Here is a 14,224-nt window from a genome sequence, read left to right on the forward strand (position 1 = left end):
TGACCCCACCATGTTTGTGGCTTGCTCCAACCGATTTTTGATTGTGCTGTAAATCTTCTGCTTGAATCTGCACGCAGTCCGTTAATTCAACACGGGTTGATTGATGACAAAGCATGAGCCCTTGTGCGCTCAAACGGATTTGGTTTTCCCCATGGGAGAGAATAAGTTCATCCTTCGTGATACGAAGAGCACCCCCTGCATAACAAAGCGCAAGCTCTTGGAAAGAGCGTGCTGGATTTTGTGCATCATCACTATAGCTATCGCGTACAACCAGAGACGCAGAGCCAATTTCGCCATGGGGATTTAACAAGCGCACTGGATCACCAATGTTTAAAGGCATATTGCTTGAAACAGCACCAGCAGCTTCTTGCGCCTGTAGCCAAGGCGATAAAACCGCTTGTCCATTGGCACCTTTAGAGAAAAGTTTCACCCGCACCCTATGTCCATCTATTTGCGCCACCCGCCCCATCATGTGCTGGTTGGCAAGACAGCGTTCAAGCGCATCAAGGCGCTTCATGATTTGCCGAAAAGTCTCGCCCAACAAATGCGCATCATTCATGAAAACACCTCATCATCACATGAGATCAAACCACCTTTGAGTTGTCCTTCATCACAAAAAATATCCTGTCCCAACTGATGCAAATCTTGGTGCCATTCCACCACGCTTATCGATACACCGCGCTGCTTAATCGCCGCAGAAATAATGGGGTCAATTGACACATCCCGCGGGGCGCTCAAATGCGTTAACCCCCACAATTGTCCGCTATGGCATAAAACCCCTATCGCTTCTGCCAAAAGCCAACTGGAAACATCCCGCTCTTTGCCCGTGGTGATAATAAATGCCCCTAAATGAAGATCAGCACTCATCTGTCCAGAAGGCATAGGATTTAAACGACTTTCTAACACTGCAACACGCACAGCAGGCGCCACAAGCATCTGTGTTTCAAGCTCTTCTAAATTAAAACGCCCAAATTGACAGCCGCAATCACGCACATCTGGCAAAGCGCCTTTAAGGCTCTTTATCACCGCCTCACGAAACGCATTAATACGCCCTGCTTGTGTGATCGTTTGTCTCATGAAAAGACCCTTTCCAGCCAATCTTCTGTTGCTTTGACAATTTCCACTTTATTGTGCTCTGAAAGCCCTAAATAGGCACGTGCCGGCATGGTCACTTGATGCACACACACAAAGCGGTGTGCCTTGCCGCTTTTAAGAAAGAAGCGCAGGGCTTTGCCTTTTTTCGGGAAAATAGCCCCACCCAATTGATGAATCCGCGCATAAACCAACCCAGAGCCCACAATCACCTGTTCTGGTGAGGCTTTCATATCAATGGAGCGTGAGAGCGCCCCACTGGCATAAAGAATGGAGGTACGGGCATAATTGTTTTTCCACTTTTCTCCTTGGGGGGAGGTTTTTTCGCTTTGAATGCGCCGCCTTGTGCTCTCTTGGATGAGGCGCCCAACCCCTTGTGATAAAGTTCCCATCGAGCTATCAGCGCCCTTTTGTAAAAAGGATAAAGCCGCTTCAAGCCCGCTCTCTTTAATCTCAATATGGCTTGAAACAGACATGTTATCTTCCCATCAAACGCGGTTTGGCATGGAAAAAAGCCCCATCACGAAGCGGTCCATCTTCACTCATAATTTTAGGTTCATCGACCCCCAAACCCGCTTTGCCTTCTGCAATGCGTTTCAAGAGTTCAACCGCCTGTTTGTAGCGATCTTCAATGGTTGTGGTCAGTGCCGTATGGCGTATGGCTAAATTATAAACAGCAATATTGACACAGATCATGCCAAGAGCCGCCGGCTGTCCAGCAATCGGGACGCAGTAGCGATGAGAGAGATGCACATCAATCTCACCACTTGCTTGGTTTAGAGCAAGGGCAATAGCTTGATCGAAAAGCACTGGATCAGAATTCTCATCATCAAAAGCACATAAGTCTTTCAAGAAATCATCACCCCAGAGCTCTTCAATCAATGTTTTGCTTGCATACGCCATTAAGTCTTTTCCTTAAACAACATCTTGCAGCAACACACCGGCATCTTTTGCTGCCACCAATTCGCACACCCGTTCACCCACACGCACCCGTTTACCACCCGATAAACCAATATCTGGATCAGAGATCACCCCAGAGATACGCTCACCCAACTGAGCACTAAAGCCCCAACTGATGAGAGAACCATCCGCCTGTTGCTTGGTGGGATCAATATAAAGCAGTGCAATCTTATTGCCCCAAACGCGCGCCAATTGTGCCGAACGCCCTTTGCGAGCTAAATTCACTTGCGATTCACCAATGAGTAAACGATCAGGGTGTATTTCCATCAGATCAGCAAATTGCGCTTTGGTGACAAAACCATCAGCAGTGTCACCCCCCTTAACGGCTTTAATGATTTTGGGATGACGTTTGAGTTTTGACCAAACAACTTTACCCATCACAATGGTGTTGGGCGTATAGACGAGGGCTTTGTCCTTCGCCTCATCTAAAGTGGCATAAGGATCAGATTTCTCATAATCACTGAATTTATTTTCACCCTTAAGGGTCATCACCCGCTCTGGTGCGTAATTTTCACTTCTTTGCACAAGAGCTGCTACACGCACTTCACGCCCCAATTCCAGCAAATTGGCAAGTCCCTCTACAGCGGTTTTTTCGGGATTATAACGAGAGCGCTTTTCTGCCCGTGCGCGGGCTGCTGCTTCAATATCTGAATTGGGAATAAGGTCATCAAGCCCGTAATCTCTCACACTGGCTTCCCGTTCAAAGGCAGAAAATTCCACCACATTCGGGCGCCCTTTTCGCCCAACCTCAAGTTCAGGTACGGTAAAATTTTCCGCTAGGGGAAATTCACTATATTTAAACACTTCACTTAAAACACCAACACGGGGCAAAACTTTATCGCCAATAAGAGAACCTGCTGGATTGCGATACCCAATAGCAATCGCGGTGAGTGTTGGATCAATGGGAAAAGGTCTGTTCATCATAAGCCTCGCTTAATTAATTTTAAAAGAAATAACATCACCAGCAGAACCATCACTCATGGCAATGCCAATGGTGCGATCTGCTGCTTCAGCCTTTATGGCGTGCCCCTTTGGGTCAGAGGTTAAAAAGTCACCAAAGGAAACATTGCCTCCACAAACCACTTCGCCCCAACCACATTGGCCAACATCAATCATCTCACCAGCCTTGGCTTCACAAGAGCCGGCAGTGCCTAATAATTTATCACCCTTACCAGTAGCCGTTGCCACCATTCCGTCACCGCGCGCTGCAACAATGCAATAAGGTGAGATCTCTGCAAAAGCGCGAAAAGATTTCATCAAAATCATCGTACTCATGATTGGCGCTCCTTTTGCTCGCTAATATAATCAACTGCTTGGCTAATGGTGATGTCGAAGCCTTGTGCTTTCTGCTCTTGTTGATAATGGCGTGCCGCAAGCGCAATATCTTCTGGCGCAAGCTGATGTTCTTGCACCAAGGCACACACTTCTAAAGGGCTTGTTGAGGCAAGCGCCGGCAACTTCTCAACCAAAGTTTTAAAATGTTCCATACCCCCTTCAAGGCTACAAAGGGCACAATATTCTTCACGCGCAGCAGGCAAAATCTTGCCCTCTTCAATCGCTTTGTCTAAAAGACTCTCAATCGTCGCCTTTTTTTGCTCTTCCCGCAAAAGTGCTAAATCTTCTCGCGCTTTTGTTAATTGGGTATTTAATTCCACCCGTTCTTTTTCGCGTGCTGCAATGCTTGCTAAAATTTCTGCAGGTTTTGCATCTTCTGCCAGCTCCAAAGCACTGGCAATGGCTGTTAAATCCATCATTTTCTCCGTCAAGGTTGTTGGGGACACCACAAGGGGTATCAAAGGGGGTGTTAAAGGGGTTTCACGGCTTAAAGCCGTCATCACAAGGGCAGGACGGTTCACCAACCCTGCCCCTGCCAAACTTAAAATCTCACCATTTTTAGAATGACGAAACTCAGGGGAAAGATAGCGATACTCTCGGGCAATAATCTTTTTAGCTGCCATATCGGTCCAGTTAACCCGCCCCCAAATCGCACCATCCCGTTCTGCGAGTTCTTCAATCCAACCACTAGCCGGCGCTTCCAAGCCGTTCCTCGCTCGGTGATGTTGCCCATGCTCATAATCAATCACAAGCGGTCCTTTATTGGCTGCAAAAGCCTTTAAAATCCTTTGTGGGTTATAATGCCATTCCCGCCCATCACGTGCCTTCACATGGGGCGCTTTGGGCAACAACTCTACCCATTCCGGCGCTTGGCTAACGGTGGCGTCTTGGCATAAAATATCTTGGCATAAAACGTCTGGGCAAAGGTCAATGAACGCGGCATAAAATGTTTCAGCATGCCCATCTTTTTGATCTTCGTGAAATTCCTGTTCCATACATTGCCTATTGCTTTACAATCGTCATTGGCAATACAATGCATGAAACTTACTCCCACCATAAGTCTGACACTGTCAGTCAAAAGAGCATTTCTTTAAAAAAGTACTCTTTTCCCTATATATTCTCCTTGTGAGAAAAACCCCCGTGCCAAACCATCCCATAAAATCGTTTTCAAAGGCACTTCAAAGGCGATAGAGCGCCATTATAAGTTTGGAGGTACAATTTATCACTCCACACAAAAAAAACTCTCTCAAGCCGTTTTTTTAAAAGATTGCTTTTTGGCTTAAAAACATTATATCATTGGAGATAAGGCGTGAGCCAGTTTTGCCAGGACGGCTTTGCCGGACCTGCGAGGAGTTGACCGCCCTCCACGCCTTCTCTTTTTTCCTCACACACCGGTTTCTTCTTTGCAAAGCCAACCAAGCCGTTTTTTTAAAAGATTGCTTTTAAACGTTTAAACTGTTAGATTACCCGCGAGGCGTGAGCCAGTTATGCCAGGACGGCTTTGCCGGATCTGCGAGGAGTTGACCGCCCTCCACGCCTTCTCATTTTTCCTCACACACCAGTTCCTTCTTTGCAAAGCCAAAAAAGCTTTACGGTGTTCTCTACAACAACCGTTCATCCTTCTTTTCAGCCGCATGTAACAAACGTTGAATTTCGCGAAAGCTCTTTTTATGCATCGAGATAAGCCACCATTCTTGTTTGCTTGCCACCCATTTGACTGCAAAGCGCCACCATGCCCCACCACTTTGACCCAAAAACACAACACTCTGTGCATCTTTGCGTCTAATAATACCATAAGGTTTTATGAAGGTTTGAATGGCGCCTCGAAAATCCTCCAAATGAAGAGCACGCGCTTGATGCTCTAACAAAATATGTTTCACACTGTCTGAAGATAAACGAATAAGAGAACTTTCTGTTGTAAAAACATCACGTACCTTTTTTATCATTGGTGCTATGGGAATAAATCCACGCGGCATACGTCCTTCAAACATCGCTTCCAAAAGCGGTGAGCCCACAATATCTTCAATAGCAATACGCTTGCCATTATCCCCCATTAGGGAAATTTTATCACTTAAAAATCGGCTTAAATTTTGCGCACGATGTTTTCCAGGATTCAAATGCCAACCAGGATCAATGCCTACGGGTATCTTCTCAACTTTTCCCGTTCGCTTATTGCGCCAACCCCGCTCCTCCACATGGGGTGGTGCTGTCCCCTCTTCATAGCCTAAATTGTCCGCCTCATAACGGCTTACCTGCCGCACACTGCATTTACACCGCCAGCCATTGGGCGGATAAAGCCAATCCCAAATGGGATCATCAACAAGTGCCGTAAACCCCACCCAACTTTCATGTTCCAAACGCTTATGTTCTGAACTCGACAAAGCATAGGTGAGATAAGGCAAAAACTCTTTATTATTTTGTGTACGTTCCCATTCACCTGCCGCATGGGCACTCATGGTATTCGCCCAATAGACCGTTTCTAAACGCCGCGGACTGCCCAATTGCACCACACTCTTTTCACCCGTTTTCGGGTCAATGCTGGTCTTTTTCCCCCACCAACCCTTTTCCTGTAAAATCGGCATTAAATTTTTTTGAAAATCTTGAAAAGGAACTTGATGCTTTATGGCATCTCCAACGGCTCGCTTAAAATCATCCAAAATGTCATAACCTACCGATTTTGCTACCGTAAAGGAAAAGGCATGCTCTTCTGGTGCTATATCCCGCCAATCAAAGCTTGGAACAATATTTTTGGCGGCAAAATAACGGGTGACCTCTTTGGGTGCTGTTTTAAAAAGTTCCTCATCCATGATACCCCAGTCCCCGCGCAATCATTTGCACCTTTGCCAAGCGTGCTGCCAAGGCATGATGGTCCATCTCGCCCAACAATTCATCCAAGCCTTTAAGGATATCCTCATAACTTTTAGCCTCTCTCACAAGCTTTTTAAAAGGCTCTAAAAGGGGCTCTAAATCCTCTTCCCAGTCACTTAAAGCCTCTTCAGAAAGTCGGTCCAATTCGTCGTGATGTTTCCCACCCTGCTCTTTTCCAACCCCTTCTTTTCTTGTCACAGAAACATCAAAAGCACCCCCACAATCAGCACAAACATGAGCTTTTTGTTGCCCCGCATTATCCTCTTGTTCTCTCTCATCATCAGGACTAAGAGAAGCAGCCCTTAAAACATCCTCTCCCTTTTTTGGTTGCGAAAAGCCAATCTTATTGCGCACTTCTTGCGCCCCAACACGCAATCCTAGAGGCACAAGTTTTTCTAAAGCATCGCTAATGGCTTTAATATCTTCATTTTCCGAAATCGGCCAATAGACAAGGGGAGTGCGCTCTTGGCGCCCAAAATTAATCTCAACAAAAGGCACAATCAAATCACGATTAGCTGTCAAAGCCAATTGCCGTGCATCAGCTCTGGCAATATCATGGCGGACATTTTCATGAATGCGTGCTTGCGAAAAGGACGCGCCATCATCCGTCGTCATCGTTTGCCCCAATACTCCTTTAGAGATCTGTCGATCTAAATATTCCGCCTTTGCGGCAAAAACCGCATTGCCACTGCCCCCTGCCGCTTCAATAAATTCAATCTCCATCTCTTTGGGAATAATCGCTGCCGCATCACTGGATAAATCACGCACCGCTTGAATGAGAACTCTGCGTTCCTCATGAGAAGAGCTTGCCCCATATTTTCCCACACGCAACGGCATGCCGTAAACTTCTAAGAAAGCCATCCAATCTTTTAAGGTATAAGACTTAAACAAAAATGCCCAAGCCGCAAGCCGTGCAAGCCCCGTACGGATTGGTAAGCCACTTTTCAACTTGGGTCTGTGAATGGAAAATTTATAAGCAGGCAATTCAATACCATAGTGAGACCCCTCTTCTTTTAAACGCAAATGAAAGCCATCTCGCCGGTCCAATTGAAAAAACCGCTGATCACGCCATTTCCAAGCAACCGGCCACCATTCCTTGGCACTCTTGTCCCACAAGGTTTCAACAATCGCATAGCCTTTTCCCAAAGCATCTAACAAATCCGTCACATAATCATCAACAAAGGTAGGTGCACTAATCATTTCTCGAACAGCATCGGCAATTTTTTTGTCCTGTGCACTGTTGCTTGCAGCAATCACCCCAGGCTCCACCCCTGTGAGAGCATTTTTACGCATGCCAAGCACAGCACGATAATGTAAATCACGCTCTTCCATATCATCGGCAAGTTGGAAAAACTGCTCTGGCTGCCCCCGTGCTGCCTGCTGCAAAATATCAGCAAGTTGCGCAGGTGTTAAACCACTGACAATGGTTTGTGACCACACATCACGAATACCACCAATGCTTGGGCTTGCCACCTCCCGCTCCAACCCTTTGATATGAAGCGCCCTACCCCACTGATCAACCAGTTTTACCATCTCATCATCCCATCAATATATCTTTGATCTCGTCGTTGAAAAAAAAGGCGTTGAAAAGAGTGGGCTTTCATTAAAACCATAAACCTCTCTCACAGGCGTATATTCGTAAATTTCAGGCGCCTGCCGACTGGCAAAATAAGCCAAAGCGCAAGCAATCGCGCTATCACCATGGCGCATAAAACCGTCACTGCCTTTAAAACGATGATTGTCTGGAATTTTCACAATGCCATTGACATAAGCAAGCGCTTGATGATCCGCAACAATGTCACTATCGCGCGGCAAAACAATGGACCCATCACCAAAAGCTTCCAAATAAGCCGGCATTTCTTTGCCATACCAACTTTGCGACAATTGTACTTCCCTCACACAAGCTCCATAACGCTGCGCTGCTTTTTCCGCTAAATAAGCCCCATTGCCACGTGCATCCAAAGCGCCCCCCAACAAACGTGGCAAGCCATTCACCCCATAAAATAAAATCTCTCTTTGTTGATCAAACGGCATATTGCGCAATTCCACCATAAACCGGACACGGCGCACCAAATCTTGCCCCACTTCCATCACCACAATGGATGTCGCATCGCCACTGCGCGCAAAATCAACACCAAAAACATGTTGACGCCGCCGGTCAAGCCCAATATGAAGAGGTTTTACATGCTTCTCACACCAAGCAAACGCCGCTTGACTTCGTTGATCATCCGATTGATTTTTAAAACCATCCACACAAGCAAAACGCAACACCGCAATATCTGGTGCACAACAATTTTCAATCTGTAAGCGTGTTAAAGCCGCCCCTTCTTGATCTGCCGGTATGGCATCTAATTCTTGGCGCATAGCACTCAAACGCACCCCATAAGAAGCACGGATTTGTTTCTCCCATTTTTGCTCAGCTGCTAAACTCCACCCCTCTCCCTTCATGGCACAAACCCGTTTAAACAAGCCATTTTTAACCGCTACACCAAAGGGATAACAATGCAGAGAAAAAGGAACCTTGCCCGCGCGTGCCTCACGGATCAGTTCATTGAAAGGATTAAGCACACCATTGTGTGTTGAGATCACACGGATCTTGCCTCCCCAAATCAACAAGGCATTCACCGCATCCAAAACAGAGCGCACATCTTTATGAAACGCCGCCTCGTCAATCACCACAATGCCTTGTAGTCCGCGAATATTTTCAGGACGGCTAGAAAGCGCCTCAATCCGAAAACCTGAAGCAAAGCGCACGCGGTAAGCAGAGATATATTTTGTTGACCCATCCTCTTTTTGATCAGAGAATAAAAATTCCTCCACATCACCACTATTGCTGGTAAGTGCTGAAGCAAAATTGCTCACATAACCAATAAACTCACGCCCCTTTTCTTTGGTGTCGCCAATGTAAAAAACATTATCGCCACCAGCTTCACGCGTCGCTGCCGCAATAAGGGTATCATCCAAAGCTTCCGCAAAAGTAATGCCGGTCCGCCGCCCCTTTTCAACCAATTTTAATGGTGACTTATCTTCAATCCATGCCCGTTGATGCGCCATCAAAATGCCTTCCGCTAAGGGATCTTTCTCGTTTAGAAAAGTACTTGTCTGCCAAAGTTCAAAACCCAACCGATCATCAATCGCCTCACTTTTTAAAGGAGTCTGTTCAAAAGCCTCACGCCCTTCAACCATGTTTTATCCCCAACACCTGCGCACGAATAGCCCGCGCCGTCTCTTCTGAGAGCCCCGCTGCTGCCGCTGCCACCTCAACCGCTTTGCTTGCCTTACTTGTAAAATCCTTTTCCAACTTTTGCCGCCTCGTGGTCGACAAATGTTCAGCAGCCAAAACCCCTTTAAGCGCATTCGCCAACTCTTGTGCCGCTTTTGGCGAAAGGTTTTTCCCACTGCTTAACGTGGAAAAAATCAGTTCTTTAATCGCTGCGGCTGTTAACAGAGTAATATTGTCAGAAGCTTTGGCATCAAAGCGCTGTGAAAGACTTGCTGCTATTTCGCGCGTTTGTTCTAAGCGCCGTGACATCACCGCTAAACGCAAAGAATAACGATTAAAACTGGAAAAAGAGGGAATAGAAAAGCTTAAACCCATTTCTTTTTTTAAAGCCTTCAAAGCCGCTTTAAACTCACCATAAATAGCCATTTGTGTCTTCTCACGCCCATTTAAAGCTTCAGCAGCCGCAGCAATAATTTGATCACAAGCTTGCGGCAATAAATCAATCGCCGTTAAGCGTCCACGCCCGACCTTGCGCATCTTTTACCTCGTCTTTTATTGATGAACGTTTAGGCCGCTTAATCCCCTCAATGGAAAAGCTCCGGTCTAAATGACGCGCTCCCCGTTCTGTTAACGCCGCAAGAAAAACCGAACCTGCCTGTTTTAACGTGACAGCACCTTGATCTTCCATAAAAGCCAGTTCATTGTGCACAAAATCGCGATCACGCCGGATACCATAACTGTATAACAACCGCTCAATCATCGCACTCGATAAAGTTTCGCTGCGCTCACAAGCTAGCCCTTTTAAAATAATCAGCCGCGCTTCTTCACGGATGATTTTATCCATATCTGCTTTCATTTCTTGGCATTCTCCAGTAAAAACTCTTGCAAGCGCTCACCAATGGCTGCCACCGGTTGTAATTGCGCAGAAAGCGTGTTGAGACGACCATTCAATTTCTCCATATTCACTTCCAATCTTTGCAACGCATCGCGATCAGGCAAAAAGTCCATCTCCGTTTCTAACTTTTGTACACGCTCTTTAAGCACAACGAGATCTTTCAGCATTTCCCGCGCACCTGAAGAAAAATAGGCTCTCAAAACCCCACAAATCGCAACAATGGATAACAACAACGATAACCAACCATTGGCCACACTAATATCTAAATTCACGAACCCCTCCTTGACTTCATTAAAATGGCTTTGACAGCTGCTCGTCTGTGCTGTTCACAGATCAATAAAGCAGTGCGATCACGGCTCCAATAATGCACCACTTCGCGCCCATTCAAAGCACGCTCTGGCAGTAAAACAGGGCGGCTACACGCCATGCGAACAACAGGCGGCAATTCGACCGATAAAAACTGATAAGCAAAACTATCCCTTGGCTTGGGTGTTGAGCAAGCGCACACGCTCAAGCCCAATACCACAGCCAGTAGTTGGCAATACTGCATTGACCTCCTCCATTTTTGTAAGCCTTTGTCTTAAAGCAGAAATCACCCCTTGTGCTTGCAGCTCTGCTCTTTGTGCGGCCTCTCTTTGTTGTTGCTGCTCAAGCTCTGCTTGTAGGGAAACCTTGGCAATTTCTAAGCGCCAATACACATCACGCGCTCTTTCCGCCTTTAAAACTTGCGCTTTCATAAAGCCAAAAGCCGCTAACATCACACTTGCCAAAAAAAGCAAACCAAAAGACAGTTTTGAAAGTAGATTAAACATTGCGCTTATCCCCCCACCCCGTTATCTCCACCCCATCATAGGAGCTGCTATGCCGCTTATTAAAACGCTTGCTATTGGAAAAATCCAAGGAACCAAAACCGCGATGCACCCCCAGATTGCCAACAATAATCGCCACCATCGAAGGAATAGAAATGCCTGCCATATCAACAATATGCGGTGCCCCAAGCAAACCACCAGAAACGAGCAAAAAAATAACCCCCCAAGCAAACCAAAAGGACCACCATAAATAACGCCGAGACCCCCGATAAGATGGCTTCATGACTGCACCTCGCATGAAAGTCCTAAAAGCTTTTTGGCGCGGTTTAAATAAGTCAAACGCTGCACAAGTCCATTCTTGCCCCCATTAATCGCCTTGGTAATCCTCACAACATCATCTTGGTCAGCAAGCTTGTTCAAGCCTTTCATCTGCCAAAACCAAACAGCCGACCAAAGCGCTGCTGGAAACTGTTCCAGCACTTCTGGAAATGCCTCACAATCAACCGCTTGTTCATCAACTAAGCGCCAAAACTTCGTAAAACGACGATAATTATTCCGCCCCGTTAATTGGATCAAACCACGCCCCTTAAAGCGCACACCATCCCCAGGGTTGACATTGCCTAAATCACGCCGCCCCTCATAAGCGCGCCCTGAGGCATATTCACGCAGGGTAAAAAAGCCATCACTCTCATGGGCACATTGGCTTAAAAAATGTGCAATACGCAAATGCGTCGTGAGTGCGCCATAAGACAAAACTTCAGGCAATGCGCGTGCCATCTCAACAATAATATAATCTTGCCGCGCATGATGCGCCAATTTAGGCGCAAGGCGATGAAGAAAAGAAGCATCTATTGAAATCATAAAAAAACCGCTCAATGAATAAAATTCATTCGCAGTTTATCGAGTCTCACTCCCCCAATATAAGCCTGACACTGTCAGTCAAAACTCTCAATACTCATAAAACTCTGGAAATAATAAACCTTGTGGCTCTTGCAAAGAAATTCTCTTCTTTAAGCGATAGGCTGTGCGCACATGCATACCAGAAACCGCAGCCGCTGCATCTACCGACCAGCCTTTTTGCAGCGCTTGCATCATTTTTTGCCGCCGTTCAGCATCTCTACCAAGGGGGATAAGAAGGCGCACACCAGAACCATTAAAACAAAAATGGTTGATGAGTTGCTGCGCCTCTTCAAACCCAACAATTTCAATCAACCAATCCGCATTCTCAAGACGCCCGGGTATATAAACTTCTCGTCCCCCAAAAGCCCGCATCATATTCCATGCTGCTTCACTGCCCGCAACATCAGCTATTTCACGCAATAAGGCAGGAAAATCGCTATAGATTTCCTCGTGCATGCATGCTTACCCCTCGCTTGTAACTCCTTTACGGATGACCCGCCCCCAAACATTCATAACGTGCATAAAATCGCCCCCACTCATCTCGCCCAAAGCTTTACCACTTAACGCCATAACACTTTGATGAAAAGCTTCCACATCAAACACAACATCGGGATTCAAACGCTTCCATTGGGCACACAAAATCAAATATCCTGGCATTTTCTGCCAAGAATCTTGAATCTTTTTCCCTTTCCAGTCAACCCCACCCTCACGCTGCAACCAACCTTTCAACGCCTCAATAGCTCTACACGCATCATCGCTATCACGCAAAAAACGAATATGATCAATCCCTGTCTGTCTTTTCACAAAGGCAAGCAACGCTTTATCTGAACGATCACGAATAATGCCAAGATTCCACCCAGCAATCCAGAGCGCCTGGAGCTTCTTAGCATATTTACCCTCTAAACGCTTCACATTCGGCTCAAAACCACACGCTTTCATTTCAGCGACGACTAAACATTTCTCTAAAAAGTTCAAATCTTTCGCCGATTGCTTGCCCGTCAAGCGATAGAGCAGTGCGCGATAGGTCTCATCATCAAGACCTAACGCCCGTCTTCCCATATGAATAGCCGCTAAAGACATGGTTTCCCTCACGTCTTCGCCAGATCAATGGTTACAGCACGCCAAGCGCTTTCCAAACTATCGCGCTCATAAAAACGCACATATTCCTTAGATGTCGTCACTCGGATCGCTTCACGGATCGCCCGCATCGCCTCTTTCCAGCGTGGATCATCAATATCCAAACGCAACAGCATAAAGATCTCCCCCCGATTCACCTTGCCTTCTTTATCCGTATTAAAAGCACGCGTAATAATCGCACGGATTTCAGGACGCGCATCCGCAGACCATTCATTTAAACACTCATCAAGAAGGCTTTTGGCAATTTGCAATTGCGGTCCAAAATCAACACTTTCCTGTACTTGCACTTTAATGCGTTGCAAACCATCAAAACTTGTGTAAGTACAATTACCCTTTTTGCCACGCCGCTCCACACCATATTCTTGCGCAAGCAAGCTATCAAAATCACTCAAATCCGCAATCGTATGGTTGTTAAAACGTGCAATCCTTGCCGATAACTCTTTCGCAAAACCCATAATTTTGCGCACCGTTTCATCCTCTAACAAATCCGCAGGGCGGATCAGGCTTACCGGCACCAAAGCCCCTTTTGCATCCTTCATATAACGCGTGCCTTCAAGTTCAATTTGTGGATTCATCACCAATGTCCTCCTTATGTTTTTTGAAACCGACGAAATGGCACAACATCCCCTGAAGAAGGCGCACATCCCGCTTTCAATTGCCAACGACACCGCATAAGCTCATGACCTAAAATGTGGTTATAGCCTGCCAAGCGGCGCAAATACTCATTTAATTCTCGAACATCTTGTCCATGCAAAAAAATCCCATCCATTTCATGTTTTAACAAGGCAGAGCGCAAAGCAATCAAGCAATCTCTCACCATATAAGGGTTCCGTTCCATTATTTATCTCCTCCAAAATCCATATAAATCACGCTATTGCTCTCATCCGCATCAGTGCTGTCACACTCAGACAAAACTTCTGAAACTTGGGCTTCCAAAACCGCATCGGCCTCCCCCAAACGGTGAACACTCAACTCCAATTCAAGCAATAATGCCAAATCCACACA

The 14,224-nt window shown here is 46.3% G+C and carries 21 protein-coding genes; all 21 read right to left on the reverse strand.

Annotated features, from left to right (window positions below):
* On the reverse strand, nucleotides 1-559 hold a 559-nt coding region (locus PVV68_RS07350; protein WP_273782820.1), incomplete at its 3' end, for a baseplate assembly protein.
* Nucleotides 556-1,077 (reverse strand): hypothetical protein, encoded by a 522-nt coding sequence (locus tag PVV68_RS07355; protein WP_273721625.1) that lies wholly within the window; start codon nucleotides 1,075-1,077, stop codon nucleotides 556-558. The genes PVV68_RS07350 and PVV68_RS07355, both read right to left, overlap by 4 nt.
* Nucleotides 1,074-1,568 (reverse strand): phage virion morphogenesis protein, encoded by a 495-nt coding sequence (locus PVV68_RS07360; RefSeq protein ID WP_273782821.1) that lies wholly within the window; start codon nucleotides 1,566-1,568, stop codon nucleotides 1,074-1,076. The genes PVV68_RS07355 and PVV68_RS07360 overlap by 4 nt, the downstream gene beginning before the upstream one ends.
* Nucleotide 1,569: 1 nt before the next feature.
* A complete protein-coding gene (locus PVV68_RS07365; protein WP_273721628.1) occupies nucleotides 1,570-1,995 on the reverse strand; it encodes a gp436 family protein in 426 nt (141 codons plus the stop codon).
* Nucleotides 1,996-2,007: 12 nt separating this feature from the next.
* Complete coding sequence (locus PVV68_RS07370) at nucleotides 2,008-2,973, reverse strand: capsid protein (RefSeq protein WP_342752509.1); 966 nt, start codon at nucleotides 2,971-2,973, stop codon at nucleotides 2,008-2,010.
* Between the two features lie 12 nt (nucleotides 2,974-2,985).
* Nucleotides 2,986-3,327, reverse strand: coding sequence for a hypothetical protein (locus PVV68_RS07375; protein ID WP_273782825.1), 342 nt, complete (start codon nucleotides 3,325-3,327; stop codon nucleotides 2,986-2,988).
* Nucleotides 3,324-4,382 (reverse strand): phage protease, encoded by a 1,059-nt coding sequence (locus PVV68_RS07380; RefSeq protein ID WP_273721632.1) that lies wholly within the window; start codon nucleotides 4,380-4,382, stop codon nucleotides 3,324-3,326. Before PVV68_RS07380 ends, PVV68_RS07375 begins: the two co-directional genes overlap by 4 nt.
* A 606-nt stretch (nucleotides 4,383-4,988) precedes the next feature.
* Nucleotides 4,989-6,194, reverse strand: a complete 1,206-nt coding sequence (locus PVV68_RS07385; protein ID WP_273721634.1) for a phage minor head protein — start codon at nucleotides 6,192-6,194, stop codon at nucleotides 4,989-4,991.
* Entirely contained in the window at nucleotides 6,187-7,788 is a 1,602-nt protein-coding gene (locus PVV68_RS07390) for a DUF935 domain-containing protein (protein ID WP_273782827.1), read from the reverse strand. The genes PVV68_RS07385 and PVV68_RS07390 overlap by 8 nt, the downstream gene beginning before the upstream one ends.
* Before the next feature lie 12 nt (nucleotides 7,789-7,800).
* Complete coding sequence (locus PVV68_RS07395) at nucleotides 7,801-9,441, reverse strand: hypothetical protein (protein WP_273721638.1); 1,641 nt, start codon at nucleotides 9,439-9,441, stop codon at nucleotides 7,801-7,803.
* On the reverse strand, nucleotides 9,434-10,015 hold the full coding sequence (locus tag PVV68_RS07400; RefSeq protein ID WP_273721639.1) for a phage protein Gp27 family protein: 582 nt from the start codon (nucleotides 10,013-10,015) through the stop codon (nucleotides 9,434-9,436). The genes PVV68_RS07395 and PVV68_RS07400 overlap by 8 nt, the downstream gene beginning before the upstream one ends.
* Nucleotides 9,978-10,334, reverse strand: a complete 357-nt coding sequence (locus tag PVV68_RS07405) for a hypothetical protein (RefSeq protein ID WP_273721640.1) — start codon at nucleotides 10,332-10,334, stop codon at nucleotides 9,978-9,980. The genes PVV68_RS07400 and PVV68_RS07405 overlap by 38 nt, the downstream gene beginning before the upstream one ends.
* Nucleotides 10,331-10,645: a DUF2730 family protein gene (locus tag PVV68_RS07410; protein WP_273718828.1), complete on the reverse strand. Its 315-nt coding sequence runs from the start codon at nucleotides 10,643-10,645 to the stop codon at nucleotides 10,331-10,333. Before PVV68_RS07410 ends, PVV68_RS07405 begins: the two co-directional genes overlap by 4 nt.
* Complete coding sequence (locus PVV68_RS07415) at nucleotides 10,642-10,881, reverse strand: hypothetical protein (protein WP_273721642.1); 240 nt, start codon at nucleotides 10,879-10,881, stop codon at nucleotides 10,642-10,644. The genes PVV68_RS07410 and PVV68_RS07415 overlap by 4 nt, the downstream gene beginning before the upstream one ends.
* Complete coding sequence (locus tag PVV68_RS07420) at nucleotides 10,847-11,185, reverse strand: hypothetical protein (protein ID WP_273782829.1); 339 nt, start codon at nucleotides 11,183-11,185, stop codon at nucleotides 10,847-10,849. Before PVV68_RS07420 ends, PVV68_RS07415 begins: the two co-directional genes overlap by 35 nt.
* Complete coding sequence (locus PVV68_RS07425) at nucleotides 11,178-11,465, reverse strand: hypothetical protein (protein WP_273721647.1); 288 nt, start codon at nucleotides 11,463-11,465, stop codon at nucleotides 11,178-11,180. The genes PVV68_RS07420 and PVV68_RS07425 overlap by 8 nt, the downstream gene beginning before the upstream one ends.
* Nucleotides 11,462-12,043 carry a peptidoglycan-binding protein gene (locus PVV68_RS07430; RefSeq protein ID WP_273721649.1) on the reverse strand — a complete coding sequence of 194 codons (582 nt, stop codon included), beginning with the start codon at nucleotides 12,041-12,043 and terminating at the stop codon, nucleotides 11,462-11,464. The genes PVV68_RS07425 and PVV68_RS07430 overlap by 4 nt, the downstream gene beginning before the upstream one ends.
* An 87-nt stretch (nucleotides 12,044-12,130) precedes the next feature.
* A complete protein-coding gene (locus PVV68_RS07435) occupies nucleotides 12,131-12,538 on the reverse strand; it encodes a helix-turn-helix domain-containing protein (protein WP_273782831.1) in 408 nt (135 codons plus the stop codon).
* 6 nt (nucleotides 12,539-12,544) lie between these two features.
* Nucleotides 12,545-13,162 carry a gp16 family protein gene (locus PVV68_RS07440; protein WP_275065390.1) on the reverse strand — a complete coding sequence of 206 codons (618 nt, stop codon included), beginning with the start codon at nucleotides 13,160-13,162 and terminating at the stop codon, nucleotides 12,545-12,547.
* An 8-nt stretch (nucleotides 13,163-13,170) separates the two neighbouring features.
* Nucleotides 13,171-13,794 (reverse strand): DUF3164 family protein, encoded by a 624-nt coding sequence (locus PVV68_RS07445; protein WP_273755326.1) that lies wholly within the window; start codon nucleotides 13,792-13,794, stop codon nucleotides 13,171-13,173.
* Nucleotides 13,795-13,808: 14 nt separating this feature from the next.
* Nucleotides 13,809-14,057 (reverse strand): hypothetical protein, encoded by a 249-nt coding sequence (locus PVV68_RS07450; RefSeq protein ID WP_273782835.1) that lies wholly within the window; start codon nucleotides 14,055-14,057, stop codon nucleotides 13,809-13,811.
* Between the last annotated feature and the right edge of the window lie 167 nt (nucleotides 14,058-14,224).

Origin of the sequence: Bartonella sp. ML69XJBT (genome assembly GCF_028618515.1) — a bacterium.
Taxonomy (GTDB): Bacteria; Pseudomonadota; Alphaproteobacteria; order Rhizobiales; family Rhizobiaceae; genus Bartonella.